Source organism: Microcoleus sp. PH2017_09_SFU_O_A (assembly GCF_020738625.1).
In the GTDB taxonomy this organism is placed as follows: domain Bacteria; phylum Cyanobacteriota; class Cyanobacteriia; order Cyanobacteriales; family Microcoleaceae; genus Microcoleus.
In genome coordinates this window covers 32,807-52,911 of record NZ_JAEQCF010000057.1, presented here as the reverse complement: position 1 = coordinate 52,911, position 20,105 = coordinate 32,807, and the positions used below count along the sequence as shown (strand labels likewise).

The 20,105-nt window shown below is 44.2% G+C and carries 12 protein-coding genes; 3 read left to right on the top strand and 9 right to left on the bottom strand.

Annotated features, from left to right (window positions below; genetic code table 11):
- Positions 1–382: 382 nt before the first annotated feature.
- The 5 genes from JGK16_RS21125 to JGK16_RS21105 all read right to left on the bottom strand — a co-directional run bounded on the left by JGK16_RS21125 (position 383) and on the right by JGK16_RS21105 (position 5,593).
- Positions 383–1,471: an ABC transporter ATP-binding protein gene (locus tag JGK16_RS21125; protein WP_293178285.1), complete on the bottom strand. Its 1,089-nt coding sequence runs from the start codon at positions 1,469–1,471 to the stop codon at positions 383–385.
- 172 nt (positions 1,472–1,643) lie between these two features.
- Entirely contained in the window at positions 1,644–2,702 is a 1,059-nt protein-coding gene (locus JGK16_RS21120) for a spermidine/putrescine ABC transporter substrate-binding protein (protein WP_293178288.1), read from the bottom strand.
- A gap of 51 nt (positions 2,703–2,753) precedes the next feature.
- Positions 2,754–3,611, bottom strand: coding sequence for an ABC transporter permease (locus JGK16_RS21115; protein ID WP_293178291.1), 858 nt, complete (start codon positions 3,609–3,611; stop codon positions 2,754–2,756).
- A 123-nt stretch (positions 3,612–3,734) separates the two neighbouring features.
- The gene (locus JGK16_RS21110) at positions 3,735–4,610 is read right to left on the bottom strand and encodes an ABC transporter permease (protein WP_293178294.1); all 876 of its coding nucleotides are present in this window, start codon (positions 4,608–4,610) and stop codon (positions 3,735–3,737) included.
- A gap of 221 nt (positions 4,611–4,831) precedes the next feature.
- A complete protein-coding gene (locus tag JGK16_RS21105; RefSeq protein ID WP_293178297.1) occupies positions 4,832–5,593 on the bottom strand; it encodes an OmpA family protein in 762 nt (253 codons plus the stop codon).
- A 125-nt stretch (positions 5,594–5,718) separates the two neighbouring features.
- Here JGK16_RS21105 and JGK16_RS21100 point away from each other — a divergent pair, with 125 nt between their 5' ends.
- Positions 5,719–6,321, top strand: coding sequence for a hypothetical protein (locus JGK16_RS21100; RefSeq protein WP_293178300.1), 603 nt, complete (start codon positions 5,719–5,721; stop codon positions 6,319–6,321).
- Between the two features lie 392 nt (positions 6,322–6,713).
- On the opposite strand, the gene JGK16_RS21095 is transcribed toward JGK16_RS21100, so the two are convergent.
- Entirely contained in the window at positions 6,714–8,939 is a 2,226-nt protein-coding gene (locus tag JGK16_RS21095; protein ID WP_293192352.1) for a hypothetical protein, read from the bottom strand.
- 527 nt (positions 8,940–9,466) lie between these two features.
- Here JGK16_RS21095 and JGK16_RS21090 point away from each other — a divergent pair.
- Entirely contained in the window at positions 9,467–10,978 is a 1,512-nt protein-coding gene (locus JGK16_RS21090; protein WP_293192354.1) for an FAD-dependent oxidoreductase, read from the top strand.
- A 242-nt stretch (positions 10,979–11,220) separates the two neighbouring features.
- Here the strand turns inward: JGK16_RS21090 and JGK16_RS21085 are convergent, their stop codons facing one another.
- Entirely contained in the window at positions 11,221–11,631 is a 411-nt protein-coding gene (locus tag JGK16_RS21085) for a peptide chain release factor 1 (protein ID WP_293178309.1), read from the bottom strand.
- A gap of 165 nt (positions 11,632–11,796) precedes the next feature.
- On the opposite strand from JGK16_RS21085, the gene JGK16_RS21080 reads away from it, so the two are divergent.
- Positions 11,797–12,003: a hypothetical protein gene (locus tag JGK16_RS21080; protein ID WP_293192357.1), complete on the top strand. Its 207-nt coding sequence runs from the start codon at positions 11,797–11,799 to the stop codon at positions 12,001–12,003.
- A 172-nt stretch (positions 12,004–12,175) separates the two neighbouring features.
- Here the strand turns inward: JGK16_RS21080 and JGK16_RS21075 are convergent, their stop codons facing one another.
- Both JGK16_RS21075 and JGK16_RS21070 read right to left on the bottom strand, forming a co-directional pair.
- A complete protein-coding gene (locus tag JGK16_RS21075) occupies positions 12,176–13,672 on the bottom strand; it encodes a response regulator (protein WP_293192360.1) in 1,497 nt (498 codons plus the stop codon).
- Between the two features lie 4 nt (positions 13,673–13,676).
- Positions 13,677–19,928 carry a hybrid sensor histidine kinase/response regulator gene (locus tag JGK16_RS21070; RefSeq protein WP_293203390.1) on the bottom strand — a complete coding sequence of 2,084 codons (6,252 nt, stop codon included), beginning with the start codon at positions 19,926–19,928 and terminating at the stop codon, positions 13,677–13,679.
- Between the last annotated feature and the right edge of the window lie 177 nt (positions 19,929–20,105).

Genomic DNA, 20,105 nt, shown 5'->3' with positions numbered 1-20,105 from the left:
TTGTGCATAACTACAAGAGTTTTTCTCTTGTTTTTACCTTCGGGCTAAAAGCGCGGAGGCTTTCAACTCCGATTCACTAAATCGACATCTTCGATGGATGATTTTTTGACTCTTGTTAATCGGAACTTCCCCCATAGGGAGAAGTTCCATTTAGCCTGCGAGTAACGCACCTCTGAAATAGAATGGCAATCCAATTAGTAAGGTTTTGATGGATTTGCGATCGCCAGCGTAGAAGATGTTATTGCCTGTAGTGGTGAAGTACACGGGTTCCAGTCCAATGCCCTATGCCCTATGCCCTATGCCCATAAGAGCACCGCACTGTTACTGAGAATATACGTGCATTCGTGTGCAAATCTGTGTCGTGTCTTCCTTCTTCCTGTCGCTATAAAATACAGATACTTTCCGGCGGCACGGCGACTCGAACGCTGTCGCCAATTTTGTGCCGCTGCAAGTCATCTCTGTGCAAGTTTTGTCGGCGAAGGGCGATCGAGCTTTTAGCAGTCAGGCGCACCGTATAGCGCGTGTCAGTGCCAATATAAATCGCCTCTTCAACTACTCCCGGCCAGCTATGCTCAGCATCATAATTAGCCGGATAAATAGTGGCTTTTTCCGGCCGCAACACCAGGGTAACAACTTTCCCAGCGGGCAAATCTTCTGATGTTGCAACTAACACGGGCAACTGCTGATCAACCAACACGATTATTTTACCCTGTTGCTTTTCTACTACTCGCCCGGTCAAAAAATTGCTGTCCCCAATAAAATCAGCCACAAACCGCGTTTTAGGATATTCATAAATCTCAACAGGCGTCCCGACTTGTTGCAGTTTTCCTCCCTCCATCACAGCAATTCTGTCCGACATGGTGAGCGCTTCTTCCTGATCGTGAGTTACATAAATAAACGTAATTCCCAATTGTCGCTGCATTTTTTTTAATTCTAATTGCATCTCTTTACGCAACTTCAAATCCAGGGCCCCTAAGGGTTCATCCAACAGCAAAACAGAAGGCTCTTTAACCAACGCCCTCGCCAACGCTACTCGCTGCTGCTGCCCTCCTGAGAGTTGGCGGGGATAGCGTTTTTCTACATCGGTTAACTGTACTAATGCTAAAGCTGCCACCACGCGATCGTGAATTGTTTGGGGAGGCAAATTCTCCATTTCTAAGCCAAATGCAGCATTTTGTGCTACTGTCATGTGCGGAAATAAAGCATAATTTTGAAATACCGTATTCACGGGGCGGTGAAATGGCGGGCGATGCCGCATCGGTTGGCCGTGAATGTAAATTTCGCCCGCTGTGGGCATTTCAAAACCCGCAATCATTCGCAAAGTTGTAGTTTTGCCGCAGCCGGAAGGGCCGAGCAAAGAAAAGAATTCGCGATCTTTAATTTGCAGGTTGATATTGTCTACAGCCAAGAAATCTTGACTGCTGGCACTTTTAAATACTTTGGAAATGTCTAAAATTTCGACGGCGTGCATTCTTATCTATCGTAGTAGTTATTGTAGGGTGCGTCAGGGCTGAATATTGTGACGAGATACTCAATAATTTTTCCCCTGACGCACCCTACAGTTAGTTAGTTACTCGCTTTCTACTCGTTACCATGCTCTTCCTTGGAACCAGTTAAGTTTGACCTTAAGTTGACACCAATGCTTACTTTCCTGCTCCTGCTTTAACTTCCGTCGAAGCTCGATCGTACAATGCGGTTGCTTTCCCGACATCCTGCAAGAATTTCATCTTACCAAAAATTTCAGCCGGTGGATAAATTTGGGGATTTTTCAAATCTTTCGGGTCAATTAAACCTTTGTCTATTGCTGCTTTATTCGGCGAGCCATAGTGGGTAAAATTAGATATTGTCGCACCTACTTCTGGCTGCAAAATAAAGTTAATAAATTTCTCAGCTAACTCTTTGTGCGGTGCACCTTTGGGAATTGCCATGTTGTCAGAAAAGACAATTGTTCCTTCTTTGGGAATAGCGTAGCGGAGATTTGGATTCTCTTTCATCACCTGAAAAATATCGCCGCTCCATTCCATTGTCAGGTTGACTTCTCCTTGATCGAGCAGAGTTTGACCAGTGTCGGGGACAAAAGCGGCAATGATATTTTTATTTTTAATCAGCAAGTCGCGGGCTTTGTTAATTTCTTCGGGATTAGTTGTATTTGGGTCAAATCCTAAATACATTAAAACCACTGCAAAAGTGTATCGGGCATCATCTTGCCATGCTATTTTTCCCGTATATTTAGGATCGAACATCGCCCCCCAACTGTTAATCTCGTCCTTGGTTGCTTTGATGTTGTAGCCAATTCCCATTGTTCCCCACTGATAGGGCAATGAATATTTATTGCCAGGGTCAAATGTTTGGTTTAGCCATTTTGAATCGAGATTATTTTTGTTAACAATTTTTGCAGGATCTAGCGGTTCAAGTATATTCTCGGCTGCCATGATTCTGACCATGTAATCGGCGGGAAATATGACATCATAACCGGGATTTCCCTGTTTGAGTTTGGCGTAGAGTGCGTCGCTGTTCTCGAAAGTGTCGTATTGAATTTTTACATTGTTCTCTTTCTCGAATTGGGCGATCGCTTCGGGAGCGATATAAGTTGCATAATTGTAAATGCTGAGGACTTGCTGGTTGCTGCCTGTGCGGCTGCATCCGAAAACCACCGTTGCACTCATCACAAACAAAAGTAAGAAAGTCAGCAGGCGTTTCATGGGTTTTGTTAGTTGTAGGCAAAATTAATTATGACATACAAAGCAAGTTTTTTAACTTCTTTTAACTCTTAGCGAGGATACAACCAGCAATAAAGAAGCTAGCAACATCAAAGTTGAGATGGCATTAATTGCTGGCGTCACTGCAAATTTTATCATGCCGTAAACCAATAGCGGCAGCGTCATCGAACCGACACCGGTGGTAAAGAATGTCACGACAAAATCGTCCAGCGACAAAGTAAAAGCCAGCAGTGCTGCGCTGAAAATAGCTGGCAAAATTAGAGGGAGAGTAATCCGCCAAAAAGTCCGCCATTCGTTAGCACCCAAGTCAAAGGCTGCTTGTTCTAATTGAGGATCGAGTTCCGCCAAACGCGCCCTGACGGTAATCGTTACGAATGAAATATTAAAGACAACGTGACCGATAATTACTGTAGGTAAGCCGAGATTGAGGCGGATTCCGGTGAGATTTTCTACGATCCGAAATGCTAGGGTAAAGAAAACTAGCAGCGAAATGCCGATCGTAATTTCGGGCATAATAATCGGCAAAAATAGTAAAGCTTCTACTGCTTTGCGTCCCGGAAAATGAAAGCGTTCAAGCGCTAGCGCGAGCATGGTACCGAAAATAGTCGCTAAAGCTGTCGAAATAGCTGCAATTAGCAAGCTATTGCTAAGTGCTGGCAAAATTCCGGCACTGCTGCTGGTAGCAAGAGTCGCGCCTGCATTGCTAAACAAGCTGCCGTACCAATCGAGGGTAAAACCGCGCCAAACTGCGTTAAATTTGGAGCTGTTAAACGAGTAAATAATTAAGATGAGAATTGGCAAGTAGAGAAAGGCAAATGCTAGTGCAGCTTGTACCCAAAGCCACTTTTTGGCGATCGCCCGAACAAATAAATCTAGTTTTATTTTAGTCATTAGTCAATAGTCATTAGTGCGAGCGTCCTCGCGAACAGCAGTCATTGGTCAATAGTCATTGGTCAATAGTCATTGGTCATTAGCTCATCTTAACCTAAATGTAAGGCGCGCAGTACACACCACTTATTCCGTTTCGTCGGAGACGCGGAAGTAAATTAAAACAGGAACTAATATTATTACCGTCAACAGCATAGAAAGCGCCGAACCAAAAGGCCAATCGCGGGATTTCATAAACTGATTTTGAATCAAATTTCCCACCATAATTGTTTTCGACCCGCCCAATATATCGGGTGTAATGAAAGCGCCGACTGCGGGAACAAACACGAGGATAGAACCCGCAACAATGCCGCGAGTTGTCAGCGGTAAAAATACGCGCCAAAAAGTGCGAATATCATTTGCTCCTAAATCTTGAGCTGCTTCAACTAATGAAAAATTGAAGCGTTCTATGCTAGAATATAAAGGCAGAACCATGAAAGGTAAATAGCCGTAAATCAGACCGATCGCCACAGCGAAAGGCGTAAACAGCAAGTTTAACGGTTCGGTAATTATTTGCAGGTTTTGCAGGGCTATGTTCACTACTCCTTCGCTCCGCAGCAGAATGATCCAGGCGTAGGTTCTCACTAGAAAGTTAGTCCAAAATGGAATAATTATCAGCAAAAGCAAGGCATTTCGCCAGCGGGGAGGACGGGTGGCGATGAAAAATGCTAGGGGATACCCGACTAACAAACAAGCCGCGGTTGTCAAAAAAGCCAAAAAGAGCGATCGACCAATTACCCCTAAAAAAACCCAGCTAAACAAACGCTGGTAGTTGCTGAGAGTAAATACCCAAGTAATCCCGCCGTAGGTACCGCGCTCTAAGAAACTGTACAATAGTACAATTAGCACCGGCAGAACGAAGAAAACGCTCAGCCATGCGCTGGCGGGAAATAATAGCAGCAACAGGTTATACAGTTTTCTATGTTCGCTGTTCGATGTTCGATTGGGAAAGAGCGATTTCATCAGGGTGTTTGGCTACCCGTGCGTATAGGACTAATAATTCCACACATTTTATATCAAATCCGCAGGTCAATCGATTTTAGATTTTAGATTTTAGATTTTAGATTAACCCCACGGATAAATTCGGGGGAAGAGAGGATTTTCGATTTTAGATTTGGGATTGATTCCACGGATAAATCACGTGGCGGGTACCACCTGTGAAATTCTTCGTCAAGCCGCAGCATTTATCTAGGGGTAGAATTCGGGCTTTTGCTTTCGGGTGATGGTAACTGGCGGTTTACGTCAACATTCAAGTTTTCGCGGCGGAATTGGAAGCGGAAAACGACTTTGCGATCGCCCGCTGCATTTTGAGTCGGATTCGCATCTAATTCTCCCCGTCCAGAAACTAATACTTTTTGCTGCAATTCGGCTTTTTTAGGAAAATTAACCTCATTGGAAAACATATAATTAGAAACAGCTAAAGCCCTACGCAAACTCAGTTCCAGATTTTTGGAATCGGAACCTGCGGAACTGGTATGTCCTTCGATGACAACGCGAGAAATTTGTTTTTCAAACTGTTTGTTTGCAAAAAGCACTTGGGTATAGATGGGAATGAAGGCTTGCAAAAACTTTTTACCTTCGGGTTTGAGGACGGAACTGTTATTATCAAACAAAATGCGATCGCGAATGCTGACATCTCCGGTTCCGGGGTCAACAGTAAAAATATCTTTGTCTCCAACTTTTCCCTCTAAAGCATTGACAATAATCTGCGGCAGTCCTTCAAAAGCCTTTTGATATTGCTGCAATTCCTGCCGCAGTTTTTCCACCTGAAGGATTTTCTCATCGAGCATTTTCGCCTTTTCGCTAAGTTGAATTTGCACGGTGATGAACAGGAGGGCGAACAACATCAGCAAGCCGGACATTAAATCGCCGATCGATAGCAGTACGCTGGAGTCTTCCTCTTCTTCTATTTCCGGTGCATTGTCTAAATCTGATATATTTCTCATTTTTTTGGTGAGGTATTAATTTTGATTTTTTACTGTCATATTTGACATATAATTATTGGTGTGGAACTTTTGATATATTCTGCTATTTTACATTACACTCTAGAATAAAACAACAAGAAAATATTATGCTCTACAGTCAGTTTAGTATTGACAAGGTGAAGCGAGATTTTCACCTGACGATTGTTGAGGGAAGCAGATTTTTCCCGGACTCTGTTGAGCCGATCGCCCCTAGTTCTAAGTTATTGGCAATTTTAGAGGATGTACCTTGGGCGATCGCTGTAGATACCGAAAAGGCTCGCTCTGAAGTCATTATAAATCCTGTCCTGCTGGAAGTGCGACGCATTCTCAACCGTCAAATTAGTGTGTTTTCTGGCGAAGAATTCAATGTCGATCCGAGTGTTGGACTTAACGGAGTTTGTGATTTCCTAATTAGCCGTTCTCCCGAACAACTGACGGTGGAAGCGCCAGCAATTGTTGTGGTTGAGGCGAAAAAATCTGACCTGAAATCTGGGCTGGGACAGTGCATTGCAGAAATGCTGGCTGTAGAACAATTTAATCGGGCAAAAGAGCAACTGCTTGGGGCTGTCTACGGTTGCGTTACCAGCGGCACGCAATGGCGGTTTTTGAAGCTGGAGGGACAGATAATAACGATCGACCTAACCGACTATCCGCTGCCCCCTGTCGAGCATATTCTCAGCTTGTTAGTTTGGATGGTGAAAGATGCTTGATTGCAGAATATCAAGCGATTGCAACTATGGAGGGCGGGTTTATTATAGGGGTTATCAAAAAAGTGAGGTATGACTGACAGCTTATATAGCCACTAAGTTAAGAGGGCTGAAGCCCAACAACGTACCTTTAAGCGTATAGGGCTGAAGCCCAACAACGTACCTTTTAGATAAGAGGGCTGAAGCCCAACAACGTACCTTTAAACGTATAGGGCTGAAGCCCAACAACGTACCTTTTAGATAAGAGGGCTGAAGCCCAACAACGTACCTTTTAGATAAGAGGGCTGAAGCCCAACAACGTACCTTTTAGATAAGAGGGCTGAAGCCCAACAACTTACCTTATCTTTTTGAACACCTTTATATCTGCGTGTTTCTCGGTTATCGTAAAACCCACCCTAGGGTTTCTTTGTTCCCAAATTATCAGCAGCAGCCACCAAATAATGAGCAACCTGCATCAAACCGTCGGAACTTTCTTGCAACCCACTGCACACTTTCGCCATCGAAGTATCTGCTTCTTCAAAAAACTTGTGCTGCGATGAAGTAGTTCTTTCCAAATAGCCAACTAATTGATTGTTGCCCAACTCCAGCGCGCGATCGAACTGATTTGTCATGTTTTGATAGGCACTTTCTACCCGCCGCACTTGTTCTTGTTCTGCTTGCAAAGCTGCATTTAATTGATTCACCAAATTTGTATAGGTAGTTTGCAATCTTTCTCCTTCTGTATTGAACTGATTTGCCATTTTTTCATAAACGCTTTCTACCCGCAGCACTTCTTGTCCGGTTATCTTTGCTAATTCCTGCAACTGTGCCAAACGCTGGCTGGAATTAAAGCCTACAGAATTAGCAAACTGACTGACTTCTGCGGCTGTTGTCAAAATTTGGCTCATACTTTGGTCAACTTGCTGCGACATCAATTTGCGTTTTTCTGATTCTTCTTGAAAAACTTTCTGCAAGCCGAGTACAACCTGTGCTAAACCTTTTTGCTGTTTGCCTAATGTTCCTTCTAATAAATTGTTTTGTTGGGTAAAAAATTGCTGGAGAGAGGCTTGATACGTTACTCTGAAGTTGTCTAATTCTTCCTGGACTGTGACGCGGGTGTTTTGCAGCATTGAGTCAACATTCTGCAAGCTACCTACCAGATTTTCTCTGGCTTTATCCATCAATCCCGAAGCTTCGTCGCCTACTACTTTGAGCGTGTCAGACTGAGTTTGAAAAGCGGAGTGGGTGGCATTTAAAATATTTGTCATCCGGGTTTCTACGCCTTGCAGCATTTCTCTTTCTTGTTCGGCTTGAGTGTGGAGAGATTCTTGCAAGTTATCTTGGATTCCTCTAAAGGTGTTGGCGGCTTCTTGGGCGCTTTCTTGAAAGGCTGTTCTTTGCGCTTTCATCCCTTCAATGCTTTCTCCAACTCCCGATCGTATTTCGGTGGCCATTTCTTGCAAAACGCTGTGGGTGTCGGTTTGAAACTGTCCTAAAATTTGCTGCAAGTTGTTGGCAAATTCTTGCAACTGTACTAATGTATCTTGCTGGAAAGTTTGAATTGTTAGGATAGATTGTGCTAAACTAGAAGAGATTCCGCCTAATTCGTTCTTCAGTTCTCTGACAGCTTCGGATGCTTCTTGAGTTAACTGAGCACTTTGATCTAATCGCCCAACTACGGGTTCAATTACTTCGGTGCGGAGGCCGGAAAGTAGGTTGTTTAATATCTGTTCCCCTTGGTCTGATTTAATCTGTTGAAGTGCTGATAATTCTTGGCGGATGTCTTGGAAAACTGGGGTCATTGCTACACCGATTTGCTGTCCGATCGCCTGGGAGTTCACATTGCTTTGCGCCTCGACGATTTGAGCAAATCCGGTTCTCATTGTCTCGATCGCCAATTCGATCGCACTTTCAGCATCGCCACCGCTGGAATTGGCGCGGGAAAACAGTTGTTCGGGGGTTTGTAATTTCGCGATTTTATCTAATTTGGCGCGCAAATTGGATTGATTAGCAACGCGCGCGCGATCGCCCCAAGCCAACACGATCGTAAATACGCTAGAAGAACCCAAACCCATTAGAGAAGTGGAAAACGCTGTTTTCATCCCCTCCAGCAACGTGCTAATCGAGGGTAGCAATTGTTTGGTATCTTCCAGCGAACCCAAGTTAACATCCTGCAATCCGGTTTGAATGCCGTAAAATGTACCTAAAACCCCGAGGGCTACTAAGACGCTGGGCACAAACCGCCACTGACTCCGAGGTGCCGATCGCCCTAAAATGGCCGGATACTGAAATAAGAGAAACCGCCCGGATTTTACCTGAGCCCTGTAAGCCTCGCCGTCTGCGATTGTGTCGCCCGCCAAGTGCTCGCTAAACCAGTCGAGGAGAAGTTTCCAAGAGTCTGTTGCTGTTTCCGGTTGCTGTAGATCGATCGCCCCTGACATACCCTTTTCTAACTTCGAGCTCAAATAGTTGACAGCCTCAAAAGTCGATCGGCTTTTCGCGCCCACATAACGCTGGTACTGCTTCACAGAAGTGTACTCGCCCCAAACAGCCGCGCACAGCAAAATTAGCGCCGCCCAGTGAAAAATGCTATTCTGCCAAATCACCCCAAAAACAGCAGTCAAATAATTAATCAATTGCATATTGACAACCCGTTCTGTTTGTGTATTTTACTCTAATCTTAATTCGCCGAAAAAACCAACCTTAACGTTTTAATATAACAGCTATCGCCTTCAACAGTTGACAGTTGACAGTTGATAGTTGACAGTTTGAGAGCGACCTCTATTTAGAAGGAAGAGGATTGGAGTAATCAATAGTCTGATTTTAATTTCTCCCGATCGGCGAGAGCCTTTCAACCAATTCTTTCTGGTAAAAAAACCTCGTCTAACCTTCTGATAATCGAGTTCATATGGCGCTTATAAAATGAGCTTAGTCAAGCGCGACCAATTCCCGATTACCAGACAGACCTCATCTAAATTAGTGAAGCTATATAGCGGTTCTCAAAAAAGTGAGGTATCCCCAATGCCCAATGCCCTGTTTGGCCAATGCCCTGTTTGGCCAATGCCCTGTTTGGCCAATGCCCATGAGTACCTCATCTTTCTGAGAAAGGTTATATCTCGCTTTATTTTATCAATTATGTCATCATAAATAAAGAATCAAGAGGTACGCAATGTCAGCAGAATCGCCAACCCCAAAAATAGTCGTAGTCGGTGCCGGATGGGCCGGTTTAGGCGCCACCTATCACCTAGCCCAACAAGGATATGACGTAACTTTGTTAGAAGCAGGGCCTCAGCCAGGAGGCTTAGTTGCGGGGTGGAAAACCCCAGGCGGGCGTTCCGTAGAAGCAGGCATTCACGGCTTCTGGTATCCCTACAAAAACATCTTTTCATTAGTCAAGGAATTAGGACTCGATCCCTTCACGCCTTGGACTCGTTCTTGTCAGTATTCCCCCGCCGGATTGGAAGTTGAATCTCCCATTTTTCAGGACGAACCCAGACTTCCCACACCGTTAGGAACATTCTTGTACACGCGATTTAAAAGACTGCCATTAGTCGATCGCCTTTCAGCCTTACCCTTACTCTATGCCGTACTAGATTTCGACAATTCCGACGAAGCTTGGCAGCGGTACGATCGCGTTACAGCCCGCGAATTGTTCAAACAGTTTGGCGTATCTGCAAGGCTGTACCGCGATGCTTTTGAGCCGATGTTATTAGTAGGATTATTTGCACCAGGAGAACAGTGTTCAGCCGCCGCAGCTTTGGGAATGCTGTATTATTTCATTTTAGCACACCAAGCAGATTTTGATGTAGTTTGGTGTCGCGGCACTGTCGGAGAAAAAATCTTTCGTCCCTGGGTAGAACGCCTAGAAAAAATCGGCGCCCAAGTATTGACAAAACGGCGAGTTACTGATGTCATAGTTGACAGCAACAATCAAGCCAAGGGAGTTGTCTGCGGCGACGAAACCTTCGATGCAGATGCAGTTATTTTTGCAGTTGGCGTTACCGGAATGCAAAAAATTATCAGCAGCAGCCCCGCTTTGCAAACCCGCCAAGAGTTTCGGGACGTGATGAACTTGGGCGCTGTTGACGTGTTAGCTGTTCGCCTGTGGTTTGACAGAAAAATTGAGATTCCGCTGCCTTCAAATGCCTGTTTTGGATTTAGTTCGACTACGGGATGGACGTTTTTTGATTTGAATGCTTTGCACGACGAATTCCGCTCCGAACCGGGAACAGTTGTGGAAGCTGATTTTTATCATGCCAATCAATTAATTCCCCTGAAAGATGAGGAAATAGTTGCTCTTGTTCAGCGGGATTTGGCGACTTGTATTCCGGCTTTTCGGGAGGCTAAAGTAATCGACAGCAGCGCGATTCGTTTATCGCGCGCGGTGACGCATTTTGCACCGGGAAGTTATCAGTATTTGTTGCCTGCGGTCACAAGTTATGATAATGTATTTATGAGCGGCGATTGGGTTGTGACCCGTCACGGTTCTTGGTCGCAGGAAAAGGCTTATGTTACTGGTTTGGAGGCGGCAAATTTCGTAGTTTCGCGTTTCGGAATCGGCAACAAAGCGACAATTATTCCGGTGGAGGCTGACGAACCGCACATTCAAATCGGCAGACAGATTAATCAGTTTGCTCGCAGTTTGACTAAAGCTGTTATTCCCGATTTTTGGCTGCCCTAATTAGAAGGAAGAGGGAAGAGGAAATGTATTGCTTTAACTAAGTAGGACTTATGCACGGGTGGCGAGAAACCGGGTTTTTCATCAAAATAGTTGATTGAAACTGTCAATGTGGGTGAAAAAGTAACTAATCGTAGGGTGCGTCAGGGCAAAAAATATTAATTTATACTCAAGACATTCAACCCTGAAGCACCCTACAATCACTGTCAACTGTCAACTGTCAACTGTCAACTGTCAACTGACTATTACCAATAAGGCCGACCCTTCCAAAAAACTCCCACGGTAATTCCTATTAGTGCAGCTTCCGATAAACTTGCTAAAAAAGCAGGTATGGGCAGGAATGACTTTAATACCAAACCCAAGATTACGCACAAAACTAAAACCCACAAATTAGTCCGGTTGAGCAAAAATTGCTGCTGCCAATACTCCAAAAAGTACACTGCTAAAGCTCCCATTCCCACGGCTGTAACAAAAGGTATCAATATTCCGAGGGAGGAGCCGTAGAGAAGTGTCAGAATGTTGCGGATTACCCGCGATTGCGTGAAACCCCAGGCTAAAAATAGTTCCAGTCCAATCACGATGGAGTTGACGAGGGCGGCAATTTGCAGCATTTCTCGCCAGGGGAAAAGTTTTAAGCGGCGCAGAAAATTGCTCATAATCGGCAAATTTGGTAGGTTGCTTTGATTTTATAACAGTTTTGCGCTGGCGATCGACATTTGATGCCAGTTTGTAAAGTAAAATGAACATAGAGGGCAGTCTCTTGACAAATTCACCCAGAGCATCTGCCTGCTAGTTGTTGGAACCGTGAAAGGAAAAAAGTTATGGTGGAGAACACTGTCGATTGTGCTGTAGCTTGCGTCAACGGCTGCGTTTTGGGCGACAAGTGTCCGAAGCGGGAATACGCAGAAGCAACTTCAAGCTTTATTGAAAATACTTCTCTCGACAAAATGCTAGAAATGGCAGAGGAAGCGGTGAGAAGGAAACGGACGGAACCTCCCAAATGGATAATCCCTGATTTTCCTGAATAGAATTACCCATTTGAGAAACAGCATCGCCCTTTCAAATGGGCGATGCTTTTTGTTTTTGGGAGTATCTCATTAAATGCCGGATTTATACGTTGATTTTTTACAGTCTTAGACGGATTTTTTCGCTCACAAACCTGCTTTTTTTATGGCTTCTGGGGCGCCCCAAGGGCAATGATTAGCGGTCTACTATTTTGGAACCGGAGGTCGCCATTTCTCGCACTTTTTGTCGAATTGGAAGCTCGATCGCAAATTCGGTTCCTTGGCCTGGTGTCGAACAACAGCGCAAACTGCCACCGTGCTTTTCTGTGACAATGTGCCAGCTAATTGACAGGCCGATTCCCGTACCTTTTCCCACAGGCTTTGTTGTAAAAAATGGGTCAAAAATACGATCGCACAAATCCTCACTGATTCCCGGCCCGCTGTCAGCAATTTTAATAATTGCCGTGTTCGGGTTGTGGACTTTCGTACAAATCCGAATCTGGTAGGGATTTATTTTAATTTCTTCCATAGTTTTTTCAGCGCATGATTCTTCTATCGCATCGATGGCATTAGCTAAAATATTCATAAATACCTGATTGATCTCCCCGCCGCAGCACTCTACATTTTTCAAATCGGTATCGTACTCCTTAATCACCTGAATCGCGGGACGGTTCGCCTTAAATTTCAGCCGATTTTGCAAAATCATCAGCGTGCTGTCAATACCTTGATGAATATCAATCAGCTCCATTTCTCGCCCTTCTTGTCGCGAAAAATACCGTAGAGACAGAATTATATCCCGAATGCGATCGCCACCTAGCCGCATCGAGTCTAGCATTTTCAGCAAATCATCCTTGATGAATTCAATCTCTACCGCTTCTGCTGTTGATGTTATTTCCGCTGCGGGTTCGGGATAGTGCTGCTGGTAAAGATTGAGTACCTTGAGCAAATCTTCAGTATAATCGCGAACGTAATTGAGATTGCCGCAGATAAAATTTACCGGATTGTTAATTTCGTGAGCAATTCCCGCCACCATTTGCCCCAAAGCAGACATTTTTTCGCTCTGAATTAACAACGACTGGGCGTGCTGGAGCTTGTGCAGGGACTGCTGTAAATTCTCCTGTGTTTGCTGTCTCTGGTTCACCTCTTCCTGTAGCCGCTCGTTGGTTTGACAAAGTTCCACAGTGCGCGACTCTACCCGTTTTTCCAACTCGGCAGCCAGTTGTTCCAGGTTAATTTGAGCTTGTTTGCGATCGACAATTTCACGCTGCATCTGGGCATTTTGCTCCTGAAGTTTTTGAGTCAGCTTGCGGATGCTCAAATGCGCTTTAGCCCGAGCTAAGACTTCTTGATTTTGAATCGGCTTAGTAACGTAATCAACAGCTCCCAAATTAAATCCTTTTACCTTATCTTCCGTCTCATCCAGCGCTGTCATGAAAATCACCGGAATCTCCTTTGTCAAATCGCCAGCCTTCAAAAGCCGGCAAGTTTCAAACCCATCAATTCCCGGCATTAATACGTCCAGCAATATCAAATCTGGCAGCGAGTATTCAGCTTTTTTGATAGCGCTCTCTCCCGTCCTTGCCACCAACACTTTAAACCCCGATTCCGTCAAAAAATCAAACAGCACTGCCAAATTATTTTGGTTATCATCGACGATCAAGATAACGCTCTCTTGCCAAGGTAAGATGCTCATGTTTTCAATGCTTCCTATATTGTTCTACGAATTCTAAAATCTTTGCTTCTTCAAAATTTTTAGCTAATTGATTCAGATGGCTGGCAAAAGAGACATATTTTGCATTAATTTTGGCCAATTTTTCTGCTTGTTTTTGAATTCCTCCTAAGTCACCCATCATTGCTAATTCAAAAAGTACAGCTATTTCCTCTGCCGGAGGAGGGATAATTTTTTCATCTGGAATTTTAGATTGGTTGTCGGAATCTTCAGATTCATAATTTTCGTCTTCCAAATTCTCATAAATCCATTCTAACTCTAAATGAACTTGCAAGCAATTTAAAAGTTCCTCAGCCCGGATCGGCTTGGGGAGAAAAGCATTGCATCCTGCTGCTAAACTTCCCTGCTTTTCCACTGCCATAATACTAGCAGAAGTGCCGATCGTGACCACATTTTTAAAGAGCGGCAACTTGCGAATTTGCCGCATCGCTTCAAATCCGTCCATCACCGGCATTACCAAATCAATCAAGATACAATCCGGTTGAAATTCCAGGGCTTTATTCAAACAATCTTGACCGTCTGTAGCCTCAATTATTTCAAAACCCAACGGTTCGAGCAGGTGAATTAAAACCGAGCGATTTTCCCACTGATCGTCAACCACCAGAAGTTTTTTGTTAGTACCATTGAAACCTTTGATAAATTTTTGGGAATACTTTTTATTTATTTCTGGGCTGTCAACTGCTAGCAAATCTAACTCAAACCAGAAAATGCTACCTCTGCCTAAAGTGCTTTCTACTTGTAATTCGCTGCCCATAATCTCGACTAATTCCCGGCTGATTGCTAATCCCAATCCGGTTCCTTCGGTATGGCGGCGGGTATTGCCCACCTGTTCAAAAGGTGTAAATATCTTTGGCAATTCATCAGCAGCGATCCCAATTCCTGTATCTTCAACCTGAAACCGAATCCTCAGGTTCGTAGTAAGGACTTCAGTCCGGGTTCCATCAAGGTTCGTAGTGAGGACTTCAGTCCTATTTTCATCGCTTACACAATCCACTACTGAAACCTTAAATGTTACCCCACCCCTTTCAGTAAACTTAACAGCATTACCAATTAAATTAATCAATATTTGGCGCAACTTCTTTTCATCTGCCGAGATTGCACTGGGGAGATACGAAAGATATTCGCAATTAAAAGCTATGTTTTTTTGACTTGCCCGAATGCTACAAATAGCATTAATGCCTTGAATGAAATCGGGAAAATCAAAGTCTGTGGCCACGAGTTCCATTCTCCTTGCCTCGATTTTAGAAAGGTCTAAAATATCCTCTATCAAAGCGAGCAAGTGTTCGCCACAGCGGTGAATAACGCCAATTCCATTCTGTTGTTGCGAGGTCAAATGTTTGTCGCGCTTAAAGATTTGGGTGTAACCTAAAATGCCGTTGAGGGGTGTTCGCAATTCGTGGCTCATGTTAGCTAAAAATTCGCTTTTGGCGTGGCTGGCATCTCGGGCGGCGGCTTCGGCTTTTTGGCGTTCTTTAATTTCTTGGGAAAGTAGCGAGTTTTTTTGGTGTAATTCTTGGGTGCGTTCTTTTACTTTTGCTTCTAGGGTAAAGTTGTATTCTGCGAGTTGTTTGTTGGCAGTTTCTAAGTTTGTGTAAAGACGGGCATTTTCGAGGGCGATCGCAGCTTGGGACGAAAGCAGCTTCAATACTTCCAAGCGATCGCCTGTAAAAGCGCCGGTTGTCAAATTGTTTTCCAAATACAGGATCGCGGTTAATTTGCCTTGATAGACGATCGCCGCGCATAACACCGATTTTGGCTGGCGATCGACGATGTAGGGGTCATTGTGGAAAATAGCGTCGCTGCTGGCGTCATTCAACACGACATCTTGCTGAGTGCGATCGACAAAATTGATTAGCGATCGCGGATACGCACAATCCAAGCCCGCGCCCGAGAGCACCCGCACATCGCCGCCAACCTCTCCCGCAGCTTCAATGACAAATTCACCATTTTTGGGTGCAATCAAAAACCCAGTTTGGGCCCCCGCATTTTCCAACAAAATCCGCATCAATTTGTCCAGCAAAGCATCGAGGACAATTTCGCCGGAGATAGCCAGAGATGCTTTCATGACGGTAGCGAAATCCAAAGCTTTGTGAGTACCGGTAACGGTTGCAGAAGTTACAGTCACAGTCGGGCGATCGCTAATTGTGAGACTATCACTTTCCGGCATCCGTACAATCAACTGCGGATAGCGTTCCTCCAAATCTGCAACTTTAGCATTCGCACCCCAACGGATGTAACCGTAGTAAGCATCCGTCATGTAAACCTTAGCCACCTTCTGGCGCCCCACAAACAGGTAAAACTCAGCAGCTAATTCATTCGCCAAAGCCTCTTCCTGAATGTATCCCTGTTCGCGGGAATGTTGGATTGCGCGATCGTAATAATCTATTGCTTTATCTTTGTCCCCCAACACCCGCGCTTTCTCAGCCTCAACTAACTCATATTTATGCTGATAATTCATTGGTGCGTGGTGCGCCCATTTTCGCATTTTTTCTTGATTCGCTACTACCTGCATCAAGTGTTTTGCTTGTTCTGCGCTGTCAGCAGTTGGATATACAGCGAGGAGTGCCAGCGAATAATAAAAATTGTGCGTACCAATCATCATGAAGCCAATTGCTGCTTGTGCATATTCGGCTGCCAAAGATGCGTCAGCAACTGCTTTGTCGGGCTGTTTAAATAAGTAATTTAACAGCAATTTAGCGAGATAAACATTAAAAAGAGACATATAATTGTTAGCCTGTTGCAGCCGAGGCAAAATTTCTGCTTCATTAAACTTTTCACCTATTAATTGAGATTTGTTTGCGGATATTCCTCGCAAGTTTAAAATGATTTGCCCCCAGATACCCAGCAATTCCATCGAAAGTTCTTGCTTGAGATTTTGTACTAAAGTGAAGTATTGCACTTGTTTGTGTTCGACATTTTCTAGTTGTTCTCCAATCAAAAAAGGGCAAGAACAACTGTTTAAAGCAGCATAACTACTAAATTCTAAGTCTCCAGTTTCCAGACCGCTTTGAACGCTCTCGATCAAGGGGGCAATCGTCTCTTTAGCGTGTTCTTTCCAGTGGCGCACAAAAGTGTTAAACAGGTGGTAAACTTTGCATTTAAATTGTTTAGCATTGAATTGCTCTAACAGCTTCAAAGCTAGGTGTCCAGAATGATATCCAGCGTCGATCTCTCCTAAGGCACCAGCCAGCAGCAAGCCATACCAAATATAGGCGATCGCCCCAAGTGCTGAATGACCCCGTTTAATCGAAAAATCGACCATTGTAAAGATAACCTGCGGCAATAGTTCTGGTTTTGCCACAAAAACAGGAGAAACAACAGCCGAAAGTATCCGCATTGCCGCCAACTGATAGCTATCAGTCATTACCGGAACATTTTCTAGTTCATCAAGCTGAGGTAACTTAATTGCAGTCAAACCCTGTGGGGGAATTTCCGACAAGGTAAATCCCAAGATTTCCAAAGCTTTTAAACCAGTATCGATGGCTTCAACCATCTGGTTTTGAGACAAATAAGACTGGATTTGCAGTTCGTAAACCTTAACTTTGTCGAGCAGGTTTGTCGCTTGTTGTAACACGATGTCTGCTAATTCTTGCGATCGCCCAAAGTTAGTATTCAGATATTCCGCCTCCGCTGCTTCAACGTGAAGATTCAGCGTCAAATCATAATCAGTCTGCCAACTCGATCCTATACTTACGGGGGACTGAGGGGAATTAATCAGCGCCAAACCGACATTCAAATATCTGATAGTGGCTTCGTAAGCATTGGATGCCTTAGCTTTTTTTCCGGCAATCAGATTCAGTTTTGCCAGTTCATTTTTTGCGGCTTTGTCTGCAATAAATTCAACACCAAAATTCAATTGATTGACAATATCAAAGACATTTTCTTCAATCTCAGAGGGGGGAGTATTGTTGAGCAGCAGTTGACCGATTTTGACGTGCGTTGCTTGTTTTTCGCCATCGGGAATCAAAGAATAAGCTGCTTGCTGCACTTTGTCGTGCAAAAACTTGTAGTCAACCTTCACATCTTGCAGCCCAGCCAGCCCCGTTTCTAAACCTTCAAAAACCAGCGGAATTTTGTAATCGTTGCTCAGTGGCAAAACTAGACCAGCCTGAAGAGCATCCCAGAGGTTTAATGCTGTTTCTTTCTGAGATTTTTCGCTGACAATTGAGAGAACTTCTAACTTAAACTGGTTGCCAATACAGGCAGCTAATTTTAATGCTGACTGCGCCGAGACAGGCAACTTCCGAATATTTCGAGCGATTAACTCTACGACATTGCAGTCAGTAATCCCAATAGCTTGGATGTGTCCGAGATCCCACTGCCACGTACTGGATGGAAAATCGTAAACTAACAGATTTTCTTGATAAAGAGTTCTGAGTAACTGAGTTAGAAAGAAGGGATTGCCTTGGGTTTTGTTGAAAAGTAGCTCTGCTAAAAGTTTTATATTTTCGGATATATTGCTTTTTAAAGTTTCTGAGATTAATTGTTCTACATGACTAAATTCTAAGGGAGCGAGAACAATATTGCTGACTATTTCGGGAGTTATTACCGCAGTCTTTTGAATATTTTCGATTGTGGCAATCAGCGGATGAGTGGCGCTGACTTCGTTGTCTCGATAAGCTCCAATTATTAGCAAATATTTGCTATCTGAGTCTGTCACCAGCAGTTCAATTAATTTCAGCGATGCCGAATCTGCCCACTGCAAATCGTCGAGAAAAACTACTAGCGGGTGTTCTTTTGCAGTAAACACGCTAATGAATTGTTTAAACACCCGATTAAATCGGTTTTGCGATTCTGTCGGCCCCAATTCCGGGACTTCTGGCTGTTTCCCGATAATTAGTTCGACTTCGGGAATCACGTCTGTGACAACTTGCCCGCTGGTTCCCAAAGCCGCTAGCAATTTTTGTTTCCAAGTCTGGATAGATGCTGTGCTTTCTGTTAGCAACTGCCGAATTAATGACTGGAATGCTTGAATCACGGAAGCGTAGGGAATATTGCGTTTGAATTGGTCAAATTTGCCACCAATAAAATATCCGCGCTGTCGGACAATTGGTTTTTGAACTTCATTGACTAAGCAGGATTTGCCGATGCCGGAGTAACCGGAAACGAGGATTAATTCGACTCCCCCTGTTTTGCTTGTTAAGGAGGATGAAGAACTTTCAATAAGCCCTCCCTTAACAAGGGGGGGTTGGGGGGGTTCTCCGGTGCTTTGGGAAAGCTCCGAAAGCCCCCCCTTAGCAAGGGGGGGTTGGGGGGGTTCTACACCGCTAATTCGCTCAAAAGCACTGAGTAAAGCGGCGACTTCGGCTTCTCTACCGTATAGTTTTTGGGGGATGAGGAGTTGACCGGCCCGATCGGCATTTCCGGCAGTAAAATCAGATATATTGCCACCAGCTTGCAGTTGCGCCAGACAAGTTTCGAGATCAAACCTCAGCCCGTCGGCACTTTGATACCTATCTTCCGCCGTCTTCTCCAACAACTTCATCACGATCGCAGAGATTGCTTCGGGAATTTCCGGCTTCAAACTGTGGGGCGCGGGTGCGATTCTAGCGATGTGACAGTGAACTAATTCTAAAGGGTCGATCGCACTAAACGGCAATTCACCAGTCAGCATCTCGTAAAAAGTGACACCTAACGAGTAAAAATCGCTGCGATAGTCGATCGCCCGATTCATTCTACCAGTTTGTTCCGGCGAAATATAAGCTAACGTACCTTCGAGCAAATTGGGATAGCTGGGACTTGCGTTTTCTCTAACCAAGCGCGAGGAGATGCTGAAGTCAGTAATTTTGACCTGATAGGTTTCGGGATGGATAATGATATTGTGCGGTTTAATATCTTTGTGAATTATTTGATTTTGATGAATTTCACCCAAACTTTGAGCTAGCTGCACGGCTATTTCGAGAAAATGTTTTAATTTAATTTTTTGAGTAGTTAGAAGTTTTGACAAAGCCAAGCCACCAAAGTCTTCTAATGTGAGTGCTACACTATTTTGATGCGTTTCTAGGCGGTATGAATTAACAATAGTTTCTATATTTCTTAGATTTTTTCGGATTTTATATTCGTGTCTCAAGCGAGTAATCTCTTCGAGAGTTGGATACTCGCTTTTCAGGGTTTTGACTATGACGGGTAGGTTTTCTTGTTCCCAGATTCCCCGATAGATCGCAGTATTGATACCAGAATAAATTTGTTCCGTGATTTGATAGCCTGTTAGTAAAATCATAGTTTAATCAATTTGAATTTAAAGGGTTGACTGCAAATTTACCCGAGTTGTGCTGTGGGCGGAAGTCGATCGCCCGTGTTAGAGGGGTGATGGCACAGGTTGGGTGAAACAGATTCCGAGGCATAATCAACATTAGTGCAAAGATCGCAGCTTTGGCATTGGCTATTTGGCTTAATC

Bases quoted from the DNA above. Each gene is read 5' to 3' on its own strand.
- JGK16_RS21125 (WP_293178285.1), bottom strand. From the start codon at position 1,471: ATGCACGCCGTCGAAATTTTAGACATTTCCAAAGTATTTAAAAGTGCC.
- JGK16_RS21120 (WP_293178288.1), bottom strand. From the start codon at position 2,702: ATGAAACGCCTGCTGACTTTCTTACTTTTGTTTGTGATGAGTGCAACG.
- JGK16_RS21115 (WP_293178291.1), bottom strand. From the start codon at position 3,611: ATGACTAAAATAAAACTAGATTTATTTGTTCGGGCGATCGCCAAAAAG.
- JGK16_RS21110 (WP_293178294.1), bottom strand. From the start codon at position 4,610: ATGAAATCGCTCTTTCCCAATCGAACATCGAACAGCGAACATAGAAAA.
- JGK16_RS21105 (WP_293178297.1), bottom strand. From the start codon at position 5,593: ATGAGAAATATATCAGATTTAGACAATGCACCGGAAATAGAAGAAGAG.
- JGK16_RS21100 (WP_293178300.1), top strand. From the start codon at position 5,719: ATGCTCTACAGTCAGTTTAGTATTGACAAGGTGAAGCGAGATTTTCAC.
- JGK16_RS21095 (WP_293192352.1), bottom strand. From the start codon at position 8,939: ATGCAATTGATTAATTATTTGACTGCTGTTTTTGGGGTGATTTGGCAG.
- JGK16_RS21090 (WP_293192354.1), top strand. From the start codon at position 9,467: ATGTCAGCAGAATCGCCAACCCCAAAAATAGTCGTAGTCGGTGCCGGA.
- JGK16_RS21085 (WP_293178309.1), bottom strand. From the start codon at position 11,631: ATGAGCAATTTTCTGCGCCGCTTAAAACTTTTCCCCTGGCGAGAAATG.
- JGK16_RS21080 (WP_293192357.1), top strand. From the start codon at position 11,797: ATGGTGGAGAACACTGTCGATTGTGCTGTAGCTTGCGTCAACGGCTGC.
- JGK16_RS21075 (WP_293192360.1), bottom strand. From the start codon at position 13,672: ATGAGCATCTTACCTTGGCAAGAGAGCGTTATCTTGATCGTCGATGAT.
- JGK16_RS21070 (WP_293203390.1), bottom strand. From the start codon at position 19,928: ATGATTTTACTAACAGGCTATCAAATCACGGAACAAATTTATTCTGGT.